The sequence below is a fragment of the Paenibacillus solanacearum genome (assembly GCF_910593845.1).
Lineage (GTDB): Bacteria > Bacillota > Bacilli > Paenibacillales > NBRC-103111 > Paenibacillus_G > Paenibacillus_G solanacearum.
The window spans coordinates 156455-179818 of record NZ_CAJVAS010000008.1 but is presented as its reverse complement, the minus strand read 5'-3'; the positions used below and the strand labels follow the sequence as shown (position 1 = coordinate 179818).

21 protein-coding genes are annotated in these 23364 nt (G+C 54.5%); 10 read left to right on the top strand and 11 right to left on the bottom strand.

The window, feature by feature from the left end; genetic code table 11:
- Positions 1–109: 109 nt before the first annotated feature.
- The 4 genes from KXG62_RS11895 to KXG62_RS11880 all read right to left on the bottom strand — a co-directional run bounded on the left by KXG62_RS11895 (position 110) and on the right by KXG62_RS11880 (position 4101).
- The gene (locus KXG62_RS11895) at positions 110–1423 is read right to left on the bottom strand and encodes an ABC transporter substrate-binding protein (protein WP_218092179.1); all 1314 of its coding nucleotides are present in this window, start codon (positions 1421–1423) and stop codon (positions 110–112) included.
- A gap of 277 nt (positions 1424–1700) precedes the next feature.
- The gene (locus KXG62_RS11890; protein WP_218092178.1) at positions 1701–2504 is read right to left on the bottom strand and encodes an AraC family transcriptional regulator; all 804 of its coding nucleotides are present in this window, start codon (positions 2502–2504) and stop codon (positions 1701–1703) included.
- 95 nt (positions 2505–2599) lie between these two features.
- Positions 2600–2995, bottom strand: a complete 396-nt coding sequence (locus KXG62_RS11885) for a Rieske (2Fe-2S) protein (RefSeq protein ID WP_218092177.1) — start codon at positions 2993–2995, stop codon at positions 2600–2602.
- On the bottom strand, positions 2995–4101 hold the full coding sequence (locus KXG62_RS11880) for an amidohydrolase family protein (protein WP_218092176.1): 1107 nt from the start codon (positions 4099–4101) through the stop codon (positions 2995–2997). The genes KXG62_RS11885 and KXG62_RS11880 overlap by 1 nt, the downstream gene beginning before the upstream one ends.
- Before the next feature lie 413 nt (positions 4102–4514).
- Between KXG62_RS11880 and KXG62_RS11875 the strand changes: the two genes are divergently transcribed.
- The gene (locus KXG62_RS11875; protein WP_218092175.1) at positions 4515–5843 is read left to right on the top strand and encodes an ABC transporter substrate-binding protein; all 1329 of its coding nucleotides are present in this window, start codon (positions 4515–4517) and stop codon (positions 5841–5843) included.
- Between the two features lie 106 nt (positions 5844–5949).
- Here the strand turns inward: KXG62_RS11875 and KXG62_RS11870 are convergent, their stop codons facing one another.
- From KXG62_RS11870 to KXG62_RS11860, 3 genes are all read right to left on the bottom strand, one after another.
- A complete protein-coding gene (locus KXG62_RS11870; RefSeq protein WP_218092174.1) occupies positions 5950–6900 on the bottom strand; it encodes an acetylxylan esterase in 951 nt (316 codons plus the stop codon).
- 236 nt (positions 6901–7136) lie between these two features.
- Positions 7137–7886: a helix-turn-helix domain-containing protein gene (locus tag KXG62_RS11865; RefSeq protein WP_218092173.1), complete on the bottom strand. Its 750-nt coding sequence runs from the start codon at positions 7884–7886 to the stop codon at positions 7137–7139.
- Positions 7887–7968: 82 nt separating this feature from the next.
- A complete protein-coding gene (locus tag KXG62_RS11860) occupies positions 7969–8187 on the bottom strand; it encodes a hypothetical protein (protein ID WP_218092172.1) in 219 nt (72 codons plus the stop codon).
- Positions 8188–8525: 338 nt separating this feature from the next.
- On the opposite strand from KXG62_RS11860, the gene KXG62_RS11855 reads away from it, so the two are divergent.
- The 5 genes from KXG62_RS11855 (at position 8526) to KXG62_RS11835 (ending at position 14364) form a co-directional block, all read left to right on the top strand.
- Positions 8526–9476: a nucleoside hydrolase gene (locus tag KXG62_RS11855; protein WP_218092171.1), complete on the top strand. Its 951-nt coding sequence runs from the start codon at positions 8526–8528 to the stop codon at positions 9474–9476.
- Positions 9473–10378 carry a ribokinase gene (gene rbsK / locus KXG62_RS11850; protein ID WP_218092170.1) on the top strand — a complete coding sequence of 302 codons (906 nt, stop codon included), beginning with the start codon at positions 9473–9475 and terminating at the stop codon, positions 10376–10378. The genes KXG62_RS11855 and rbsK overlap by 4 nt, the downstream gene beginning before the upstream one ends.
- Positions 10379–10574: 196 nt before the next feature.
- Positions 10575–11672 carry an endospore germination permease gene (locus KXG62_RS11845; protein WP_218092169.1) on the top strand — a complete coding sequence of 366 codons (1098 nt, stop codon included), beginning with the start codon at positions 10575–10577 and terminating at the stop codon, positions 11670–11672.
- The gene (locus KXG62_RS11840) at positions 11669–13225 is read left to right on the top strand and encodes a spore germination protein (RefSeq protein WP_218092168.1); all 1557 of its coding nucleotides are present in this window, start codon (positions 11669–11671) and stop codon (positions 13223–13225) included. The genes KXG62_RS11845 and KXG62_RS11840 overlap by 4 nt, the downstream gene beginning before the upstream one ends.
- Positions 13225–14364 (top strand): Ger(x)C family spore germination protein, encoded by a 1140-nt coding sequence (locus KXG62_RS11835; protein ID WP_218092167.1) that lies wholly within the window; start codon positions 13225–13227, stop codon positions 14362–14364. Before KXG62_RS11840 ends, KXG62_RS11835 begins: the two co-directional genes overlap by 1 nt.
- Before the next feature lie 116 nt (positions 14365–14480).
- Here the strand turns inward: KXG62_RS11835 and KXG62_RS11830 are convergent, their stop codons facing one another.
- Entirely contained in the window at positions 14481–15338 is an 858-nt protein-coding gene (locus tag KXG62_RS11830; RefSeq protein ID WP_218092166.1) for a sugar phosphate isomerase/epimerase family protein, read from the bottom strand.
- Between the two features lie 17 nt (positions 15339–15355).
- Positions 15356–16585 carry a Gfo/Idh/MocA family protein gene (locus tag KXG62_RS11825; RefSeq protein WP_218092165.1) on the bottom strand — a complete coding sequence of 410 codons (1230 nt, stop codon included), beginning with the start codon at positions 16583–16585 and terminating at the stop codon, positions 15356–15358.
- A gap of 296 nt (positions 16586–16881) precedes the next feature.
- Here KXG62_RS11825 and KXG62_RS11820 point away from each other — a divergent pair, with 296 nt between their 5' ends.
- Both KXG62_RS11820 and KXG62_RS11815 read left to right on the top strand, forming a co-directional pair.
- Positions 16882–17700, top strand: coding sequence for a helix-turn-helix domain-containing protein (locus KXG62_RS11820; RefSeq protein WP_218092164.1), 819 nt, complete (start codon positions 16882–16884; stop codon positions 17698–17700).
- Positions 17701–17898: 198 nt separating this feature from the next.
- On the top strand, positions 17899–18102 hold the full coding sequence (locus tag KXG62_RS11815; RefSeq protein ID WP_218092163.1) for a hypothetical protein: 204 nt from the start codon (positions 17899–17901) through the stop codon (positions 18100–18102).
- Positions 18103–18217: 115 nt separating this feature from the next.
- On the opposite strand, the gene KXG62_RS11810 is transcribed toward KXG62_RS11815, so the two are convergent.
- Together KXG62_RS11810 and infC are read right to left on the bottom strand one after the other, a co-directional pair.
- Complete coding sequence (locus KXG62_RS11810; RefSeq protein ID WP_218092162.1) at positions 18218–20473, bottom strand: FAD-dependent oxidoreductase; 2256 nt, start codon at positions 20471–20473, stop codon at positions 18218–18220.
- Positions 20474–20779: 306 nt separating this feature from the next.
- On the bottom strand, positions 20780–21253 hold the full coding sequence (gene infC / locus KXG62_RS11805) for a translation initiation factor IF-3 (RefSeq protein ID WP_218092161.1): 474 nt from the start codon (positions 21251–21253) through the stop codon (positions 20780–20782).
- A 63-nt stretch (positions 21254–21316) separates the two neighbouring features.
- On the opposite strand from infC, the gene KXG62_RS11800 reads away from it, so the two are divergent.
- Positions 21317–21628 carry a hypothetical protein gene (locus tag KXG62_RS11800; protein WP_218092160.1) on the top strand — a complete coding sequence of 104 codons (312 nt, stop codon included), beginning with the start codon at positions 21317–21319 and terminating at the stop codon, positions 21626–21628.
- Positions 21629–21972: 344 nt separating this feature from the next.
- Complete coding sequence (locus KXG62_RS11795; RefSeq protein ID WP_218092159.1) at positions 21973–23253, top strand: ABC transporter substrate-binding protein; 1281 nt, start codon at positions 21973–21975, stop codon at positions 23251–23253.
- Positions 23254–23364: the final 111 nt, after the last annotated feature.

Below are 23364 nucleotides of genomic sequence, written 5' to 3'. Positions count from 1 at the left end.
AGTTCATTGTAACGCAGGAAAAAGGAAAAAGATGTCCGATGTTTGTCTGCTTTATTCTTAAAAATTGTCCTGTTGCAATGCGTCGCTTTCGCGTTTCGCATCCTTTATCCTATTTCGCCTTTTCCGCAGCAATCATTTTATTGACATCCTCGTCCATTTGCCTGAAGGCGGTATTGAGATCGACGCTACCCTTCGCAAGCTCCAGTACGGACTTGGCATATAGATCCCGAACCTTCGCTTCATACTTCGTTTTCATCGCAATCGGCGTAAATTTCCGTTTCAGGATCGCCTGAAAGTTTACGTTCGCATACTTGCTCTTTGTCCCGAATGCCTTCAACACTTTTTCGTTTTGCAGCACCGGGATGATCGCTCGCTCGGAGAGGCTCAACTGCTGCTCTTCGGACAGCATATATTTCAGTACCTCCATCGCCGCATCCTTTTGCTTGCTGACAGATGTAATGCCAAAGAGGGTAGGAAGCGGCTGCGGCCCTCTGTCCGGTGCCTCCTTAAAGGTGGGATATGCAACCAAGTCCCAGTTGTATCCGGTCATGTCATTGTTCAGGAAGATGTTGGCCAGCTCCTCCGCCATCGCTACATTTCGATCTCTTACAAAGCTGATCGTTTTGTTGTCCAATGATCTTTTGGCGGTAATCAGATGATCAAATAATATTTTCCACCTCTCATCGGTCATGATGGTCGGCTTCTCCGTTTTCGGGTCGAGCAGCGGGATCGCAAGAGGGCTTAAATTCGCATGCGGCTGGAAGTTGCTCACAAGCCCGTAATATTCCTGACCGTTATCCGTTCTGCGCATTTTTTTCGTCAAATCCATAACTTCGTCCCATGTGATCCCGTCCTTAGGGTAGGGCATACCGAATTTGTCGAACAAATCTTTGTTGTAATAAAGCGCGGAAGTGTTGTTCACAAGTGGAAGCGCATACATTTTCCCGCCGGACATGTCCTTGATAATGTTAATCGATGCAGGATCGAGCGTCTTCAGGTCGATTCCGTGCTTCTTGATCAGATCCGTCATATCGTAATGCAGATCATATTCCATCATTTGAGGGATCGTGCTGTTCACGTCCTGCCAATAAACATCAATCACGGTTCCGGCGGTAAGAAGCTCCTGAAACGAGGTTCCTTTGCCGTTCGCAATAAAGTCGATGGTATAATCGGGAAATCTTTTTCGCATGGCATCGCCGAACCGTTCGTTGAACGCGTCTTGCGTCCAGGCCGCTGTGGAATAAAACACCAGGTGGACCGGCTCCTTGCTTTTGCTTATTTCGGTGCTCGCCGCGCCGCTGCTTCCATTTCCCCCGCCGTTTCCATTGCTACAGGCCGCTAACGGCAGTAACAGCATGCCCATCGAAAGCCGCCGTAGACAGCCTAAGTACGTAATCCCATTCGGTTTATCTTTTCTCTTCATACGCTCGCTCCCCCGTGTAAATTGATCATTGCCAATGGTTGATTCAGTTGGAACCTGCTCTCGCGCTCACACGCATTTACCCCTTTCCAGCTTATTGTATCTCTTATAAGTCGTGGAGGAGTAGCTTATAATTGACGGATCTCTACACAATTGTTGACCAGTTTGGCGGACCATTGCAGCGGCAAGCCGTCCCAGAAAAAAATCTTCCTCAGCGTCATATCGAGGAAGATTTGCTCATTGGACACGCAGCCGATCAATGCTCCCCGGATGGCTCCCCTCAACCGTCCTTCAAAAAGTCCGAGGGGTTGCAGCCCGTCGTCTTCTTAAACAGCTTGCTGAAATAATAAATGTCATTGAATCCTACATGCAGCGCCGCTTCGGTAACATTACAGCTTCGATATTGAAGCAAATCGCGCGCCTTGTTGATTTTGATCTCGTTTTGGTATTGGATCACGGTCTTACCGGTAACTTTCTTAAACACAAATTGAAAGTGCGAGGGACTGTATCCGACCAAATGGCAAAGCTGGTCGATCGTATAATTTTCCTTATAATTTTCAGCCATAACATTCAAAATGCTGTCAATCGCTTCGGAATGCCGGGAGTTCCTGCCGGTGAACTCCATGTTCCGAAGCAGCAAGCAAAAAATCTCCATAATTTTGCATCGGCATCTTAGAAGATATCCCGTCTTTCTGGCGATCCATTCATAATAAATATCTTGAAACAAGGGAAGCAATTCGGAAAAATTGGTCTTCGGAATAACAGAGTCCAGGCTGTGGATCAGCCGCTCGCTGTAATCATCGGCAAATGTGAGATCAAACAGAATAACGTAAAACGACCACGGATCGGTAGGATGGCTTACGCCTGCATGCAGCTTCCCTTTCGGAAAAAACAGCACATCGCCTTTTTTTACAAAATACTGCTTGTCGTCTATCGTATATTGAGCCTCGCCGCCTGTGCAGAAAGCCATGATATGGTAGTTCAGGTTACTGAGATTCACTTTCCAGTTCGGATCCGGCCGGGTAAAACCTACAGAGGGAATGCTCGTCACAATAAGATTGAAATCGTTCGCAGCTTCTGACATGCGCACCTCCATCAATGTTGCTCGGGGACGGAGCTGGATCGTCTCGGAACCGGTTCCCCGCAATCGGATATGCAGGGATCATGCCCGCTCACTCATTATAACAGAATATAAATGAAATTCTGATCGGCTTCGAGCAAGCCCGGCTCAAGATTTTCAAGCTTGGGGTCGCTGAGCTCCAGCTTGCCCTGCCTCAGCTTCGTTTCCGGATCGACCAGATGCTCCCCGGTCAGCAGGTCAAATTCCCAGCCGTGCCAAGGACAGCGCAGTATTTCATTCTCGCGTCCATACTTGTATTCGTAGACCAAGGACGGAAGTCTCGTTCCACACACCTTGCCCCGGCATACCGGCGCTCCGGCATGCGGGCAAACGTTCCTCCACGCGTAATATTCGCCCTTGATCCGGTATATCCCGAATGAAATACCTCTCGCTTCCACAATCTTATGTCCGCCTTCAGGCAGCTCATCAGCCCGCATAACCGGATAACGCTCCATTAGCGGCTCACCTCCGCATTCCTCGGCTTCTTCAGCTTCGAGCCGTAAAGCTCGTAAGCAGTCCCCGACAAAATGTTTGCCTTCATCTCCCTGGGCATCGGGGGAAGCACCACCTTCGGATTATCGAAGTCCCAGTGCGGATAATCCGAGGAGAACATGAGCGTTTTCTCCGCATGGACCATTTGGAAAATTTGCAGCAGTTCTCCGGGCCGTCCCGGTTCCTCGATCGGCTGAGTCGTCAAGCGGATATGCTCCATGATGTATTCCGAGGGAAGCTTTTTCAGCCAAGGGGTTTGCGCGCGCAGCGCCTTGTAGTTCTTGTCCATCCGCCACATCAGATGCGGCAGCCAGGCGACACCCCCTTCGATGGCGACAACCTTCAGTCCGGGGAATTTCTCGAATACGCCTTCGCACACCAGACTATTGATGTGAGCCATGAACGTGAGAGGCAGTATATTATGCCATTCCATATATCGTGTCGGATAGCCTGCAGGCGTCGGCGGATACGCCATGCCTTTCCCCTCCGAACCGGGATGCATGGCAACGGGAAGCCCATGACGTTCCGCAGCTTCATAGATCGGATGATAGAACCGGTGTCCGTAAGGCCTCAGCGATCCGCCGCTCATGATAACCTGTACCATATCGGGATGATCAGCCAAACGATCGATTTCTTTGACGGCTTCGGCCGGATCGGCGGAGTTCACGAGAATCGATCCTTTAAATCTCGGATCTGCTTTAAGCCACTTTTCAACATAATAATCATTATACGCACGAATGATGGCGCTGCCATAATCCAGGTCAGGGATCAGCGATACGCCTGTCTCTCCCCCGCCCGTAAGAATCGCATATTCGATTCCGTAAGGCTCTACATGATGCTTCAGCAGAAATTGCGGATCCGAGCCTGCGGGACCACCGCCGTCCGGCAAGGCATCCTTGCGGTCCACGCCGATTGGCGTAGGAAAGAGATTGGACAAGCCGATGCCATGCATCATAAAGGGGTCATGCCAAACCTTCGGTAAATACTCAAGAAGATCCTTCTTGCTTCTTAACGACTGATGCACATCGGTATCAATGATTCCCGCCCGTTTCCGATTCCCTGATTCCATTGCGGACGTATTCCCCATAGAGCACACCTCATCCTCTTATTTTGAACAAAAATCCGGCGATCTCCTTGCTCCGGAACAAGAATTACTACAAATTGTAAGGTGCGTTGCGCTCCAGCAACATTGAGAATAATGCGTTCTTTTTGTAAAATAATCCGATTTGGATTCGGATCACGCCTTCATTAGCCGGTAGTCCAACCATGAGAGGCCACTCTCGTGTCACAGCATAAATGGCTTATATTTTCCGGGATGCAGCGCGCTTGAACCAGGTGGAACGCTGTACAGCGTAAACTTAAGATTTTTGTACAAAAAGAGCGTATTATTTTCGATGTAACCGCTGAGTCATCTATTTTACAATTTTATTGAAATCGCTTACTTTAGGCGAAAACGTTTTTAATCATAATGGGGGGAAAAAGATGAAAAGGAAAAATAAAGGCTTCTTACCGGTCGTAATCCTTACAGCTCTATCCTTAATGACAGCTTGCGGCCATCCGTCCGTCGTCAAGGAGAACAAAGAAAGTACGAAAGCCCCGAACAGCATCGACCGTAACGAAGCATTCAAACTCATTTTTTTTAATGCTACGGGAAGCAACGAGACGTATTTCCGCCAAAATACGGAGCCTTTTATGAAGAAAGCATTTCCCAATGTGACGATCGAGTACATTCAATCCGGCAAAGGGCAAACGATAGGCGATCTCGTGTTGGCCGGAACGATCCCGGATATGATGCTAATCAACAGTACGCAGGTGATTCCTTATAACAAGATGGACTTGCTGGCTGACCTGACACCGCTGGCCAAAGAAAATAACGTGGATCTCACCCGATTTGACGACAATATGATCGCAACGATTAAAAAATATTCCCCGGGCGGCGAGCTCTATGCACTTCCCTGGAGTCATCTGCCGATGTCCCTATACTACAACAAAAATATATTCGATAAATTCGGCGTTCCGTATCCGAAAAATGGCATGACCTGGGACGATGTGGCCGAGTTAACCCGTAAGCTGAGCAGAGAAGATGGCGGAGTGAAATACCGAGGCTTCGATATGATCCGTACGTTATTGAGATTAAATCAGCTGTCTTTGACGTACGTCGATCCGAAATCCGAGAAAGCCGTTGTCAATACAGACGCGTGGAAGGATATACTGAATACAATGACGGGTCTCTACAGAATACCCGGAAACGAGCTTCCAAGTAATGTACCCGCTGCCGAAAATGCCTTTTTCAAAGATCAAAATCTTGCCATGCTCGTTACGTTCGGCAACTTCCCAAGTCCGGAAAACACCGAGCTGGTCCAGAAGTGGGAACATATCGACCTTGTGACACTTCCTACGTTTAAAGAGGCTCCTGGCATTGGAAACCAGTATTCGGGCGCGTCGCTCGCCATTTCCAAAACGAGCAAATGGAAAAATCAAGCTATTCATTTGCTGGCTGCCGCTACCTCGGACGAAGCTGAACAACACGGTGCGGCCATCGTGCGGTATCCGACGATCAAAAGCAAGGACGTCTTGAATTCGTTCGGTCAAGGCACGCCGCTGCTTGCCTCCAAAAACGTGAAATCGCTGCAGCTATTGAAGGTAGCTTCGACGGCCAGTGCAACACAATACGATGACGTAGCGCACCCGATCATGTCGAAAGCATTCGACGATATCGCTTCAGGCAAAACGGATGTCGTTACTGCGTTACGGGATGCCGAGGAAAAGATCAATCAGAAAATAGCGGAGGAAAAAACGAAGGCACAATAGCGCAAATACACCGTTGCGAAGGCGGCTCTTCCTAACCATCCCGAGCCGCTTTCAACAAGCGGTGTATTTGACCGGTACCGTGTCGTGCAAAGCGCGCAAAACAGCTTTACAGCAAATGCTTCTTCATAAATTCAAATACTTCGCGCTTCTGGTAATCCCCGACCCAATGGCCGGCGAACGGGTACACATTCAGACTCTTCTCCGACGGAATGCGGTTGTACGCCGCAAACACCGTCTCCGGCATACAGACCGTATCCTTCAGTCCCACGGACATCAGGACCGGAATATCGATACGCGGCGCCAAATGCACCAGGTCAAAGTAGCTTAACGTTCGAAGCACCGCCTCCAGATGCTCTGGAAACCGGTTGACGAATGCCGCCGCCTCGGTCAGCGATCCGGTGGAATTGAGGATGCCGAAATCCATATGGCACATGTTCGGGATGTTCGCCGCCACGACGGCAGGCGTCTTGCTTAAGGCGGCGGCAAGCAGACAGATGCCTCCGCCCTGGCTGTCGCCGGAAACCGCGATGCGCTCCGCGTCGATCTCCGGCTGCTTGGCAGCCCATTCCACAGCCTTGATCGCATCGATCGCGAGCGCCTTGTAATAGCTCGTCTCCTTGTCCAGAATGCCCTGCGTCATCCAGCCTTTGGCCATGCCATAATCGCTTTCCAGCCGGTTTCCGGTTTCGCCGCCTTGTCCCCTCACATCGACCGCGAACACCGCCATGCCGAGCAGCAGCCAATCGCCGTATTGCTCCGGATAGCTTTTGCCCCCGCTATAGCCGTGATACAGCACCGCACATGGGAGCGGGCGATCCGGCGCAAACGTCGGTACGATGAACCAGCCCTTCAGCGGCGTGTCATCGTATCCTTCGTACGTGACGTGGTATACCTTCACGGACGGGAACGGCGTGTCTACCGGTACACGCACACCCATGACCTCTCGCTTCCCCGCCTCGTTCAGCGTCCGGCTCCAGAATGCGTCCAAATCGTCCGGCGGCTGCAGGTCCGGATTATACCGGTACAGCTCTTCAATTCTTTTCTCAATCGCGTTCATCCTCTAGCCCCACCTATCCGATTCTCAACTACCGCTATGCTCTGCCGAAGCACTGGCTTCAGCAGTCCCCACGATGGGAACAAAGCAGCCCCAAAGCAAACTATACTCGATCTCAACCGATTCGCCAAGCCATAGAAATGGCGTACGGCAACCTGGAAACCGTCGCGACGGGGAACGTTCGCGCTTATGACCATAGCGGCATTCAAGCGCCGTTTGCGAGGAAGCAAGCCGGTTGCTTATACGCTGTACGTCTCCCGGAACCGCTTCGGGCTCATCCCGAACTGACTCTTGAACATCTTGCAGAACTGCGGGGTGTTGGAGAATCCGCATTCAATGGAAATCGCCGTAATCGGCTCCTTGCCCGCCGTCAGCATCTGCTTGGCGCGTTCAAGCCGCTGCTGCACAGCGTACTGCATCGGCGAGTAGCCGGTGTAGTCCTTGAACAAATGGCGGAAGTAGTCATAGCTGTAACCGAGCGTCTTGGCAAGTCCCTGCAGATCCATCTTCTCGCCGTGGTATTGCTCGATGTAGTTTTTGGCGTAGATCAGATTGCTGTCCGCTTCCTCCGTCGTCTCCAGATCGGCCACTCTGCCGATTTCCACGATGACTTCCATCAATAAGCACCGCAGCAAAATATCATAGTATTTCGACTTGGACGACAGCTCCGCGGCCATCCGCTTCAGGAGGACGCCGACTGAACCGCCGGGATCGCCGTACAAGCCGTTGCGAAGCGGGATCGCCGAATTGATGCACGAGAAGACGAGGTAGATGACATCCGTCGCCGTGCGGCGGTATTCGTCGTGCTTGACGCCCGGCTCGCTGATCGAGAAGAAGCCGGCATCATACTCGAATTTCTCTTTGTCGATTTGTGTGGTGCCGTTACCGCAGACATAATACACAATCTCGTAACCGTTATGCGCATGAAAGTGAATGTAGCTATCGGCGGCGCGGGTTACCGCGTGAAACAAATGAAGCGATACGTTCATGCATATTCCCCCGGATTATTTGCTCAGCAGCATCTCCGCTTCTTTCTTGAAAGCGTCTAGCGCAGGCTCAATCTCTTTGTTATTATACATGATCGACCGCATCGCCGTGCTCCATTTCTTTGGCTACGGCAGGCCAGGCAGCATGCCTATTCGTATCGCTTGCGTAAGCCAGCTGGTCGTAAGCCGTTCTCAGATACGGGTTTGCGCCCCATAACTGAAGCTCCGGTCTATCAGCATCGTCTTGCCGTCCGGCGTTATGATCAAATGGCTGTCGTCCGCCGACACTTTTGGGTCTTTTCACGCGTTCAACCGCCTCCTTGTCTATTATGCAAACCCGCATGTACCTGCAGATCAGGGTGAATCAGCACACATTATAGCGGCGCGAATGAACGATTCATATATGAATTCGGGTATTTTCGTTATACTTTCCGGCTATCTTTTCATTTGGATTCGGTCATCGCGCTTCGGAAGCAAGGACAGCCCCCCCGCAGCGGCCCGCAGACGAGCGGATATAACCGAAAAATATAAAAGTTCCTCCGAATAAATATATAACTCGCATACCGCCTTCGCTATAATTCAACGTGACATCTCCAAAATATATAGATGATCTCAGCCGAGACAAAGAAAGGGGAACATCCCATGCCGACTCAATATCCGAAAATTAGCGAAGAACTGCGCGTTCGCCGCTTGCAGCCGCCGACAGGTCAAGTGAACATGGTGCTGGATACGGATACGTACAATGAAATCGACGATCAATTCGCCATCGTCTACACGATGCTGTCCCAAGACAAGATCAACCTGCAGGCGATTTACGCCGCCCCGTTTTTGAATCGATTGTCCGAAAGCGCCAAGGACGGAATGGACAAAAGCTATGACGAAATCATCCGCATCTTGCGGCGAATGAATGTACCGGCCGACGGCTTCGCCTTCCGCGGCTCCGAGCGTTTCATGCCGTCTCCAGGCGAGCCGGAGGACAGCCCCGCCGCTCGCGACCTGATCGCGCGCGCTTTGGCTGCGCCGGCCGACGAGCCGTTATACGTCGTTGCAATCGGCGCGATTACGAACGTCGCATCGGCCATTGCGCTGGAACCGCGCATTATCGAAAAAATCGTCGTCGTCTGGCTCGGTGGGCATCGTCTGGATTGGCAGCATACGAAGGAGTTCAACCTGAAGCAGGATGTGTGCGCCGCCCGGATCGTGCTCGACAGCGGCGTGCCGCTCGTTCTCGTCCCTTGCTCCGGCGTCGCCTCCCATCTGATCACGACGCTTCCTGAAGTGGAGCGTTACGTGAAGGGCCAGGGAGCGATCGGAGACTTTCTGGCGGAGCGGTATGAAGCGTGCAGCAGCGACCATTACGGTTATTCCCGCGTCATCTGGGACATTTCCGTGATCGCCTGGCTCATCAATCCGGCCAGCGTGCCGTCGGCGCTCGTTCACAGTCCGGTATTGACAGATCAGATCACCTGGAGCCGCGATACTTCGAGGCATTTGATCCGCTGCGCCCATTACGTGCAACGCGACGCGATATTCAAAGATTTGTTCCGCAAACTTGAGCAGCATGCGCTTGCCGCTTCGGAGACTGTCCGATGAATCGCCCCCGCATCGCGGTCGTCGGCAGCTTGAACATGGATCTCGTCCTCTCGATGCAAGCGATGCCGAGAACCGGCGAGACGGTGCAGGCCGAGCGGATTCATTATATCCCGGGCGGCAAAGGGGCGAATCAGGCGATCGGCTGCGCCCGGCTCGGCGCGCAAACCGCCATGATCGGCGCTGTCGGCGCCGATGCCTTCGGCAGACAGCTAACCGATCAGTTGTTGCAAAACGGCGTAAGCGATCATATCGCCCGCCTGGAAGGAACGGCGACCGGGACAGCCGCCATATTCCACACGCCGCAGGACAACTGTATTGCGATCGTGCCAGGGGCCAACGCATTGTGCTCACCGGAACTGGTCGCTTCCCGGCGGGATGTGATCGGCAAGGCGGCCGTGCTTCTGGTTCAACTGGAAATTCCGCTTGAAACTGTGCGACAGGCACTGGCCATGGCCCGGTCCGCCGGGGTGAAGACCGTATTGAATCCTGCCCCAGCTATGCCTTTGCCGGAAGCGGTACTTCGGATGGCGGATATATTGACGCCGAACGAAACCGAATTTGCCGCGTTATGCCAGATGGAGCATATCCCGGATACAGACCTGGAACGGCACATGTGCGGCTGGGAGCGCCGGTACGGCCATAGGCTCGTCGTGACGCGCGGCGCGGCCGGCTGCGCCTACCTCGAGGACGGCACGCTGGTTACCGTGCCCGCTCCCCGCGTGAACGTCGTCGATACGACCGGCGCGGGAGACGCCTTCAATGCCGCGCTCGGCTTCGCCATCGCGTCAGGCTGGCCGATTGCCAGAGCCGCGGCCTTTGCGATCCGGGCCGCCTCATTATCCGTCACCCGATTCGGAGCGCAAGACGGGATGCCGACGATGAGTCAGGTAGTTGAGCATTAACAAACAAACAGACAACAGCTGCTGAACGATCAGCGGCCGTTGTCTGTTTGTTTATTTCCCGATGATGGAATAACAGCCGTCCTGGCTTCATTCCGCCCGGTAACCAGCCCCGTCGGCTCAAAATGTTCGATGGTTATTTATTGTTCGATTGGTAAACAATAACATGAACGAAAAATGGCATAAGGCAGGGACGTCCGTGAATCATCGACAAGGCACCATCGGCTTCATCCCCTTATTTTCCATCCTTATTCTTGCGATCGGATTAATGAATCATGTCATGGTGATCCCTCCGTTGATTTCAGAAGCCCACCGGGACGCCTGGATTAGCGTGCTGTTGATGGTCGCCCCATTTTTTCTGTGGACATTCATGCTGCATTACATCATGAAGCGCACCAATCAACAGCCGCTCCTTACCTGGTTCCATCAGCGATACGGACCGATCGCAGGCATGTCGCTGCGATTGTTTTTTCTTCTGTATCTTTTTTTCATCCATGTGCTGACGTTAAAAGATACGGTCATGTGGACGCACGTCACCTATTTGCCCCGCACTCCGCAGTTCGTACTGTCCGTTTCATTGCTGCTGCTCTGCTTCTTCGGGGCAAGCTACGGACTGCAGGCCATTGCGATTACATCCGGATTTTTGCTGCCCTTTGTCCTTATCTTCGGGGAATTCGTGATGACCACCAACCTTCCGGTCAAAGATTATTCACTGCTGACGCCCATGCTGGAGCAAGGAATGGCGCCTGTATGGCGCGGAAGCGTGTACGTAGGCGGCGGACTGGCCGAACTGATCCTGCTGCTGCTGTTCCAGCAGCATCTGAATTGCAGGGTGCGGCTCTGGTCGCTGTGGACGCTGGTGCTTTTTCTCCTCATGCTGGTACTGGGACCGGCGACAGGCGCCATTGCGGAGTTCGGACCTTATGAAGCGGCATCGCTCCGCTATCCCGCTTTCGAAGAATGGCGTCTGGTCCGGGTAGGCAAATATATTCAGCATGTCGATTTTTTATCGATTTACCAATGGCTGTCGGGCGCTTTCGTCCGGATCGCCATCACGTTGTACCTCATGCTGGAGCTGCTCGCTGCGGGAACGAACCACAAGCGCAAAATATATATTTTGCTGTCGCTGTCGTCATTGAGCGCCATTGCCGTTGCACTGCCGATCAGCGATATGCAGTATTTGCAGTTTTTGAAGGGCGTTTATTTGCCCGGCTCCTTGTCTGCCGTCACGGCCGTGCTGCTCTTCATGTTTATAACGGTTCTCCTTACAAATCGATCCAAAGGTGAGAAAGCATGAATTTTACTCGGCTAAAGCAATGGTTTTTCCGCCAAAACAAAGACCTGGACCGGGACCAGGACCGCACTACTGCGGACACCGGCCCGCCGACCGACTCTCCTGCTTCCTTGCCGGCCGGTCACCGCTGGACTCCCGACGGCATTCGGCATTTATTTCGCGCGTCGGCGGATTTCAAAATGGAACAATATGTTCTGGGCCCTTCGGATCGTCCGGTACCGTTATATATGTTGTATTGCGAAGGAATGGCGGAAACCAAACAAATCAATTTGTTCGTGCTTCCGCTTCTGGAGCGGATCATCGGCGAGGAATCGCTGGGCTTTGCTCTGCAGCACAAGCTGAATGTGGAGCAGCTCGCCAAGCCGATGGACATCGTGCAAGCGGTATTTTCGGGGCAGCTCGTTCTTTATTTCGAATCGCTGAATGAAGTGTATTCCCTCGATGTGGCCGATCCGCCCAGACGTCAGCCGGAAGAATCGAACACCGAAATTTCGATCAAGGGACCGCGTGACGGATTTGTTGAAGATGTGCTGAGCAATGTAGCGCTCGTTCGCAAACGGCTGCGCTGCTCTTCCCTTTGCTATGAGCAATTCATTATCGGCAAACGAAGCCGCAGCAAGGTAGCCCTGCTGTATATGGCGGACATTACGCAGCCTCGCTTTGTCGACGAAGCCAGAAAAAGACTGCAGGATATCGATATCGACATCTTGTACAGCAGCAGCCAGCTGGAGGAAATCTTATCGGACTACTCACTGTCCATGTTTCCGCTGCTGGACTACACGACCCGTCCCGATTACGTTGTCGACTCGCTCGTTCGCGGCCGATTTGCCGTGATCGTCGACGGAGCGCCGATCGCGATCATCGGCCCGGCCAATTTGACGCTCCTGCTGCGGTCGCCGGAGGACGCTTATTTGCCTTTTTATATCAGTACCTTCGGACTGCTGTTCCGGTTTGCGGGACTCATTATATCGCTGCTTCTCCCGGGATTTTGGGCGGCACTGGCCTCCTACAATGTGGAACAGCTCCCTTATCCGCTGCTCGCCACGATTGCGGTATCCAGAGTAGGACTGCCCCTGCCGTCGCCGCTGGAAGCTTTTATTATGCTCGGCATGTTTGAGCTGTTCCGGGAGGCCGGCGAGCGGCTGCCCAAGGCGGTAGGGACAACGGTAGCGGTGGTCGGGGGCATTATCGTCGGCGACGCCGCCATACGGGCCGGGCTCGCTTCAACGACGTTTCTGGTCATTTCGGCTGTAACCGCCGTCGCCAGCTTTACGCTGGTCAATCAATCACTGGTCGGATCCGTCAGCATTATCTGGCTGTTTGTCCTGCTCTGCGCTTCCATACTTGGCATGTACGGCTTCATGCTGTCGACCATCGGCGTCATTTTGTATTTATCCAAGCTCCAGTCCTTTGGCGTACCGTACCTGTCGCCTATATCGCCTGTGAACTGGCGGGATTTTTTCTCCGCTATCTTACGCAAGCCGTGGTATTTGAAAAAAAGGCGGGCGGACATTTTGCAAGCAATCGATTCTACCCGGAAGGATGGGGACCGGTAATGCTCCGGCTATTTAAAACCGCAATCGCCTTGCTACTCGTGCCGGTAATGACGACAGGATGCTGGGACATCAAGCATGTGCAGGATATCAATTACGTAGCAGCCATCGGCGTCGATTACGCCAATGGAACGTATGATGTGTATGTACAGCTGCTTGACTTTTCTTCGGTCGCCAAGATGGAATCGAGCAAGCCGACCGCACCGGTGCCCGCATGGGTCGGGAAAGGCTCCGGCGACAATCCGATCCACGCGCTCGACGATTTATACCAATCGTCGCAGCTTCGCATTTTTTACGGTCAGGTCAACGCGGTCGTGCTGAGCGAAAGACTGTTAAAAGAAGGAATCGAAGATTACGAAGAATTGCTGCGCCGTAACTTTGAAATTCGCTACACTCCTTGGGTATTCGGCACATCCTTGCCCATCGACCAGTTGTTTTCAATCTCCGCTTTTTTTAATCTTTCGCCGCTCGTTACGCTGCTGCATCAGCCGCGGGAAAGCTACAAGCAAAATTCGGTGATCGCTCCGATCAGTATGCGGGAGTTTTACGCCAGCTACAGAGAACCGTGCAAAACGACGCAACTGCCTTCGCTCACCATAAACGACCAATATTGGATGCGGGATAAAAAAGAGCATGCGGTGCTGCAAATAAACGACATGTATGTACTGCAAAGGCAAACCTTCAAGGGGTGGATCGATAAGGACAGAATCGACGGGCTTCGCTGGGTAGATCCCCGCACAAGCCGGGCGCCGCTGGTCATTCAATCGAAGAACAATGCTCAGGTCGGCATCGCGCTGGAGTCGCCCAAAGTGAAGATTAACGTTAATACAAGCAGCGATGCTGTATCCTTTGAGGTGGACGTCAAGCTCGAAGGTCAGATCCTCGATAACAACATCTCCATTCCTGAACATGAGATCGAACAGGAAGCCATCGAACGGGTGCGCTCGGAAATTGTGCAGACGTATAAGGAAGGATTGAAAAGTAAATCCGATCTGCTTCAATTGGAGCATACGCTGTACCGGAAAAAAAACCGCGAATGGAAAATGCTCCAAGAGCGCAACGGGGTCGTGCTGAAGCCAGACTCGCTCGCCGACGTTCGCGTCGACGTGAAGCTGAACAATTCGGGCAAAATCAAAAACTGAACAGCAAAGCGAGCCTTTCCGGAGGGAAGCCGGGCAATGCCCGCCTCATTGTCGGAAAGGCTCGCTGTAAGCGGACGGAGCGGCAAGCCGCCGTCCGCTCCCGCGGCCGACTCCCGTCAGCCCGCCGGTTGATCCGCTTGTGCGGTAGCCTGCTGAACCGCACGCCGGATCGTATCAAGCGCAAGCCGCGCATCGGCGGCAACCTCCGCTTCATCCGGGCGGAACTGCGATACCGCGTACGGGTTTGCAGCCGTCGGCATAAACTCCATCGTCAGCGGCCCGCGGTAGCCGATATCCAGCAGCGTTCGCATCGCCGCGAGCCAGTCGTTCTGTCCTTTGCCCGCCGCCTCGCGGGTATTGTCTGCGAGATGCACATGAATGAGATGCTTGGCCGCGCCCAATAAGCTGAGGCGGATGCTCCTCTCCTCCATGTTCATATGGAACCAGTCCGCCATCAGCTTCACGTGGGGATGGCCGACCTCCTCCACAAGCCGGACCGCGTCGCCCAGCTTGTTGACCAGATGCGTCTCGTAGCGGTTCAGCGCCTCCACGGCCACGCGCACGCCGCGCTGCGAAGCGTATGCTCCGGCCTCCCGAAGACTGACGACGGCATGGCTCCACTCCGCTTCCCGCGTCGATTCCGGCGCCAGCTTGCCGACCGGCGACGGCACGGCGATCACGTGCGACGCCCCGACCGCGGACGCCAGATCGATGCAAGCCTTCACGTAGGCCAAGCCTTGCTCCCGCTTCCGCCCCTCGGAGCTGCTCAAATCCCGCTCCGCCGTGTAGATGCCGCAGACGGATGTGCAGCTGAGGCCGTATTCGCCAAGCAAGCGCTTTACGTTCGGCACATCGAGCCGATCCGGTTCCCCGGTCAGCTCAATGCCGTCGTAGCCTTCGTTCGCCAATCGGGCCAGCGTCCGCTCCAGCGGCTCGTCGCCGAATATCCATTGCGTCGCGCTGTAAGTAAACATACGTCACTCCCTCCTTTTTACCCGACCGGCTGATCGGGGTCCAACAGCTCCCAATCGACCGGGGCCTCCCCGAAGTCAGGTATATCCATCATAACGCCGCCTTGAAGCGCGGATTCATGCGCAATCAAGCCGGGCGCGCAATATTTGGCCGCTTCCCACACATGGACCGGAGGCAGCTTCCCGGTAAATACCGCCTTGACGAAATCATCGACGAGAAATTGGTGCGAGCCGAGATGCCCGTTGCGAAGTCCCTTGAATTGCTCCGGCAGTCGGTGAACCGGATGGATCGGCGAGAACAGGCTGTTGAAGTCTTTTTGCAGCACTTCATGAAGATGCGCGTCGCTTTTGGGCACATGGTTTCTCGCGCAATGCAGCAGCTCCGACAAGTCGACGATTTTGTTATGCGCCAGCTCCGTCCAATATTGTCCGCCGCTGCTTTCTTCGAAGCAGCCTAACGTCCCGAAGATGCTGACCGGATTGCTGCTCGAACGTCCCCACCAGCCGACTCGGCGGAACTCGTTGATCCGGACCATGCCGCCGTCGGAAGTGCGCATGAGCGCCGTCTCGTTGCTGTACGGATTATTCCATAAATTGCCGCCTTCGGTGAAAATGCCGTCTTCATGACGATCGCGATAGCCCAGGCAGCTGACCTGCGTTATGCGTGCGCCAGTGACGGAAATGATCATGCTCGTCGAATGCGTCGGATAAAACATCGGCGGAAAGCCCGCCACCTTCTTCCAATCCGTCCCGCCGGAGTGCTGGAACGCCTGGTAAAAGCCATGCGACATGTCATGCAAATAGGCGGCCTCGCCGTAGACAAAATGTCCGAAGTCGCCCTTGCGGAACCGGTCGCGGCAATAGATCGTGTGCGGGTAGTAGTAGCACGTCTCCCCGTTCATGTATACGAGGCGCGTCTCCTCTACGGCCTTCACGACTTCGGCGATCTCATCCGCGGTCGAGGCGATCGGCACGGCGCAGTAGACGTGTTTGCCCGCGCGGAGCGCCTGGACCGAGAGCGGGCCGTGCAGATGGCGCTGCGCGAAGATGGCGATGGCGTCCACATCGCTTGCGCATAGTTCATCGTGGGACTTGCATGTTCTCGCAATTCCGTATTTGGCGGCGACCTGCTCCAGCCGGTCCGGCAGCAAATCCGCAAGCACCGCTTCGCTGACGAGCGGATGCGCCTTGAACAACGGAATGAATGCCTCGGCGAATGATCCGGCGCCGCATATTCCAATTTTCATCATGCCCGGTACCCCCTGCAATTCGGTATTGGCGTCCGTCCGATAGAGCGAATGCCTGTGATACGCCCGCTTCGATTCGCCGGCAGCCTGCCGTTTGGCGCATTCGCGCTCTTGTCCTGGCTGCGCGTCAAGCGGATCTGTCTTTATTCTAAAAAACGTCCGAATGGAAGGACATGGCTGGAATTGATCGGAGCATATCCTTAATTTCCATTCGGATCGCCATATCGGTAGTAGCTTGAAAGCGCTTAATGGTATAATGGCGTTAATCGATACAACCCGACCATGGAGGCAGACCGGTTATGGCGCAGCATTTGCTGTCGGATTATGTCCCGACGATTACGTATTACGCCTATTGGGAACGCAAGGAAAAGTTTTTGATGTATGAAGACATTTATTCCGATTGGGCGCTGCTTGCCATTGAGGAAGGCATCATCTATTACGAAATTGAAGGCCGTAAAGGGACGGCGACGTTCGGCGACGTGCTGCTGTGTCCCCCTCGCGTGAAGCTGTACCGCGTCGTCGTAGAGCCGGTCAGCTTCCACTTTATCCGGCTTACTTGGGAGCACGAGAAGGACGATTCGTCCGATCCGTCCAAGCTGCTATCCGGCGGCAAAATGACGCTCAAAAACACGGAGCGGCTGGCGGCCAATTACGCTTGTCTGCGCAGCATTCCTTCCGTCACGGCGCTCGCCCAGAGCAACCGGAAAAATCATTATGTCCGCGATCTGTGGTACACGTTCTGCTCGGAGGAGGAGCCCGCCGAGACCGCGCCGGTCTTGCACCGCGGCCGCAAGCCGGACACCCTGATGAAGCTCGCCGAAAAACGCATACGGCACAACGCTTACGAATCGTTCGAGCTGCGCGTCATTGCCGAAGAGCTGGAAGTGAGCCCCGCGCAGCTGACCAAACGGTTCAAGTCCTGCTTCGGCCTGACTCCGACCGAATATTTGACGCATCTGCGGCTGGAGAAAGCCCGCTCGCTGCTGCTCGGTTCACTGTTGACGCTCGATCAGATTGCGCAATGCGTCGGCTATGAGAACGGCTTTTACTTAAGCCGTCTATTCGCCAAGCACTTTCACATGCCGCCGAACGAATACCGCAAGAAACACCGGATGTAGGACATGCCCCGATTGCCGCGCGTCGGCCTCGGCAATCCGCTAGCGGTTGAATTGCATTGGACCAAACGAGGTGCTAAGCTTGTAAATAAGAATCAAGGAGAAGTTGAATCGCACGGCCATCCCCTCATCTGTCGAGCACCCGCATACAATGGACATGTGTTGTCAACCGTCCGATCTTTTGGAAACGAGGAGAGCGAGATGAAACAATATCAAATTATGATTAACGGCGTACCTTTTAGCGGGCCGCTTAATGAAATCGATGCATTCCGAATTTATGAAGCCAACAAATATTGCGTCAAAAATATCGAGCTCATCGAGCTGTGTTCGGAACCGGCCGCGGCCGCCGAGACTTCGGCACCATCGGCAGCCGATCCGGTCGCCTGCTCCGAGAAGGCAAAATAAGAGGTCATGCGACGAACAACAGGAGCCGTTCATAGGAAGCATGCATCCAACAACAACAGGTCACCGTGGCGCAGCATAGCCCCGATGACCTGTTGTTGCTTGAAGCGGGCAGCGTTTATTCGTATAAGCGAATTTCGATAAGCTCCGCACGCGGGCAGCCGTTCGTCGCCTCGACCGTCAAACGGAATTTGGAGGCGGCAACGGGCAAGTCGAAGCGGTGCACCCGTTTACGCTTGCGGTTGTCCGTCGCGCGGCACAGTACCTTCCAGCCGTCGTCTGCAAACGCTTCCAACCGGTAGTCGCGAATCAGCTCCGGGATGGATTCGAAGGAGGTGCGGTGATGGTGAAGATTGATCAAATCCTCGTTCACGTCGTCGTTACATACGATATGCGCTTCGCGGAATGCGACCGCACGGTCCCACGCCAGCTCCACCCACGCCTCTTCGCCCGCTTGAAGCGTCTCCGAAGACCACAGATGCGGGCCGCCGTATGGGCGCAAGTAGCCGTCGATCACATGGGATGGTTCGAATGCATCCGTCTCGGGAAACGCCCGGAAGCAGAACGGCTTGCGCACAAACTTTCGCATCCCCCACAGAACGACCGGCTGCTCATTCCGGTGATCCTCCAATGTCTTCACGGTACGTGCGGCGGCGCCGCGCTCGAACGCGAGCACGCCGGTCTGAGGCGTACTCGATAGATGCAGCGACAGCTGCGCGTTCGCTTTGACGATCACGAACGCATTTTGCGCCCGCTCCGGCTTCCAGGCGAGCGGCACGGCCACCCATTGCCACTCCCCGGCGCTTACTTTTGCCGAGCCGCCGGTCACAAACGTATGCGGGACGTAATTTTCCTCCCGTCCCGTGCTCCACAGCTCGACTTCCAGCATCGTCTCCTCCGCCGCATCGATCAACAGCTCGATGCGGGTGAGCTCCGGGTCGACGGGCAGCAGCAGGCCGGCATCGTTCATCAGCGCATGCGTCTGCCCTGCGGCCGGCTGCTCTGCGGCTAGCCGCTTCAGTGTGCCGGAGGCGCGGACGGAAGCGGCGCGAGCAAGATCGGCGGCATCCCGATTCGCGATGCCGAGCACCGACGCATCTTGGCGCAGCAGCGTCTGCTGCAGCTCCAGCAGATGCTCGCGGTATACGCCGCGAGGCGTCGTGGCATGCTTCACGGCGAGCGCAGCGCCCGTACCGGCCGCCTCGCCGATGACGGCGCACGTCGCCATGACGCGCGTCGTTCCGAAGGCGACATGCGTCGCGCTAATGTTGCGGCCGGCGAACAGCAGATTCGAGACGTTCGCCGAGTACAGGCTGCGGAACGGAATATGGTAGCTTCCGTCCATATGCATATGTTTGGAACCGCTTTCCGTGGAATACATCCCTTGCGGCGGATGCAGGTCGATCGACCAACCCCCGAACGCCACGCGGTCCTCGAACTCGCGCTGCGCGAGAATATCGTTCTGATGGAGCACGTAGTCGCCGACAAACCGGCGGTATTCCCGTTTGCCCGGAAGCGAGCCGACCCACTCCAGCGTCATGTTGTCCGCGTCGAATTGGCCGGAATTTTTGATGTAATCCCATATGCCGTAAATGACGGACCACAACTCATCGCGAATTCGCTCGTTCTCATGCACCGTATCCAGCTCGCCGCCCCATTCGATCCACCAGTAGTGGCAGCCGGAATCGCCGCTGCGAATGACGCGCTTCATCGGAATCGACGTTTGCGTAATGTCCTTGGCGAAGCTCGGCGGCACGTACTTGACCGGACGCCCGGCGTCTTTGCTGTAGAACAGAACGGTGCTGCCGAGCGTTATGTCATCCGCCGCCTCGGGTGCCCATTCTTCGTTATATTCATGTCTCGCTTCTCTTCCAAGCCGGTACTTCGCTCCGGCCAAAAAACCGATCAGCCCGTCGCCGGTGCAATCGAGGAACATGTCGCTGACGAAGCGGATGCGGCGTTCCGAGCCCATCATCCAGCCCGTAACCGACACGATCCGGCGGTCCGACTCGCCGCCCTCCGCCTCTACCTCGTGCACGTCCGTATTCAAGAACAACCGGATATTGCTTTCCGCTCTGACCGTTTCCAGAACGACCGTATCCCACAGATACGGGTTGCCGTCCGGGTTGCGAAACTGGTTTTCCACGAACATCTCGCCCATAATGCCTGTTTCGCGCGCATATCTGTGCGTGCCGTGCGCCGTAGCGCCGCATACCCACACGCGGACCTCGCTGCTCGAATTGCCGCCGAGCACGGGGCGGTTTTGCACCAGCGCCACCGTGCGGCCCAGACGGGCGGCCGCCACTGCCGCACAGACGCCGGAGAGTCCGCCGCCGACAATCGTTATATCCGTTTGTACCGTTTCGAACCTCATGCTTTTCTTCACCTCTGAATTAAGTGCATGTCTACTGCGGAATGGAGTACAACCCACAACAATTTCATTATAAAGAGTCGTTTTGGGTAATGACATGCACAGAATTCGCTGCGGTATATACGAAATTTCCTTACGGCAGGATCGTTCCGGGACAGACTCGCCCGCCGAGACAGGAAGCGGACCTCGAATCTGAGCTGACCAGGACCTTGTCCACGTTGAATACAGCCCTTGAGCGCCCGTTCCGATGCTGCTCTGCGCGTACTCTTCTGTCGCCTGCTTAGATCGAGAGAAGCCGCCTGCGACGGACTACAGCGGATCGAGCTGAACCGCCGCTTGCTTGCCGCTCACCTGTATGCCGGTTTTCGGACGCCCGAACGCGCGAAGATCTTTGACAAGCGCTTCGAGCAGCGCCTTCGCCCGCTCCCCTTCCTTCCCCTGAATGCGCACGACGAGCAGCGCCGCGTCGCCGCCGCTTAATAGGCGCTCCGCCTGCTGCCGTTTCGTCTCGTAATCGTGATCTTCGATTTGCGGCGTCAGCCGAATTTCCTTCACCTTCGGCGCTCGTTCCTGTTTGCGCGCTTGCTGCGCTTCCGTTTTGGCCTCCCCGGCGCGAATGAGCCGGCATGGCGGCGGACTGCTCATCAGCGTCGTGCAAACAAGATCGACCTTATGCTTTTTCGCCAGCGCGAGCGCTTCTTTCGTCGGCATGATGCCGAGGTCTTCGCCGTTCAATCCGGTAAGCCGGACCTCGGACGCTTTAATCTTTTCATTCATGATCATTGTGAAGGCACCTGAACTTTCGTTATAATGATCCATAGTATCGCTTGAGAGGAGATTTTTCAAATGAACCGCAATGAGCTCGACGAGCTGATTATCCGCAACTATCAGCGGGACGAGCAGATGATGATTCTCGTCTTCGCACAGTGGTGCATCAACAACGGCCTTGATCCGCTGGAGCTGTACAAGCGAGCTTATCCGCAGCAGATGGACAACGAAGCGCTACTGCAGGCGATGGAGCTGACCGTCCCGAAGGAGGATGCCGGCGAAGTGCCCGATGATACGGTACTTGGCGTTCTATCCCTCTTCGGCAACGATGAGCTTGCCATGGTCGTCACCGAGGAGATCGCAGAACGACGCAAGAAACGACCGCTGTAACCGCTGGCCCGGCGCATGACGCGCAGTCCTCATCGCTGTTTCTCAAGAGGGTTGCGCGCCAGAACGGTACGCCCTCCCTCATCGCTCCCTCTTCGGCCATCCTCCCTAATCTTTCCCTCATCTGACTACATATTTCCATATGCATCCTGCATCTGTCCATATATTTCGGCGACAAATGCGTACATAATATAATGTAAGCGCTTAACCTTGTTCTACACGCTGCATTTGCCGCTTTTTCAAACGATCCGTTACGGTCCGGGAGGTGAAGAAAAGGTCCAATTTCTCGATGACCACGAAAGGGGATTGTTTTCAAGGAAATACAATCACATAAGGAGTCGGGACCCATGAAAAAACTTACTCTATTCACCGTGTTAACGCTAATCTCCGTCGCAGCAGCCGGATGCGGCAGTCAACCTCCTTCCTCTCAACCCGCTGCGGAAGCCGAGGCTCCCAAGCAGCCGGTAACGCTGAAGATGTATACGAATCAGTCGATGACGAAGGATGACCTCGACAAACTGATCAATCAGCCGCTTCAAAAAAAATATCCGTACATTACGGTAGAAATCATTCCGACCTCAAACAACAGCTTGACGCAGCAGGTCGCTTCCGGCGAGCAGCTCGATCTGGTCACGATCTACAACGGCCACATCCCTACCTTCAAAGAACTGAACATCTTCCAGGATATTACTCCGCTGACGCAAAAGCATAAATTCGATCTGGGACGCTTCGACCCGAAATCGCTGGATACGCTCAAAGCGATTGCCGATAAAGGCGAGCTATACGGCCTGCCCTATAACTTGCAGTTGAATGCCTTGTACTACAATAAAGATATTTTCGACCGGTTCGGGGTGGAATACCCGAAAGACGGCATGACTTGGGATGACGCAATCGAACTCGCGAAGAAACTGACACGGCAGGTGGACGGTGTCCAATATCGGGGCCTTGATCCGGAAGGCATTATCCGGCTCATGTACCCGCTCTCGCTCAACATCGTCGATGCCAAGACGAACAAGCCGATGGTCAACAGCGAGCCCTACAAGAAGCTGTACGAGATGGGCAACCGCATTTATTCCATTCCGGGCAATAAGCCTCCGAAGGGCGCAAACGCCAACAACGCCTTCATGAAGGATAAGCAGGTCGCCATGTACGCCGTCATCAACCTGTTCGACAAGCTCGCCCAAGTGCCGGAATTCAACTGGGATATCGCGCAATATCCGAGCTACAAGGAAAATCCGAACGTCTATGGCATGTACGATCTGCACGTGATGACGATTAGTAAGACGACCAAGTATCCGGATGAAGCGATGAAGGTGCTGGAAGTGTTGTTCTCGGACGAAGTCCAGTCGCTCAGCGTCCGCTCGACGGGCCGCGTGTCCCCACTTAAGGATCCGAAGTTCAAAAACGAATTCGGCGCGGATATGCCCGTGCTGAAAGGCAAAAACATCAAAAGCATCTTCAAAAGCTCGCCTGCAAGCGCGCCGCCCTTCTCCATCTACTACACGAAAGCCCGAGACATCTTCAGCGGCAAATTTACGGAATACCTGGACGGCAAAAAGGACGTGAACACCGCGCTCCGCGAAGCGGAAGAACAAATTACGCAGTATATTCGGGAAAATGCGAAATAGCGGCAGGCTGAACGGCATATGATCGACCCTGCTCGCGTATCCGCTCGCCGTACACGCCAGAATTCAGGTACGGCGGGCGGATACGTTCGTTATGTTTTCTTCAATGTGAAC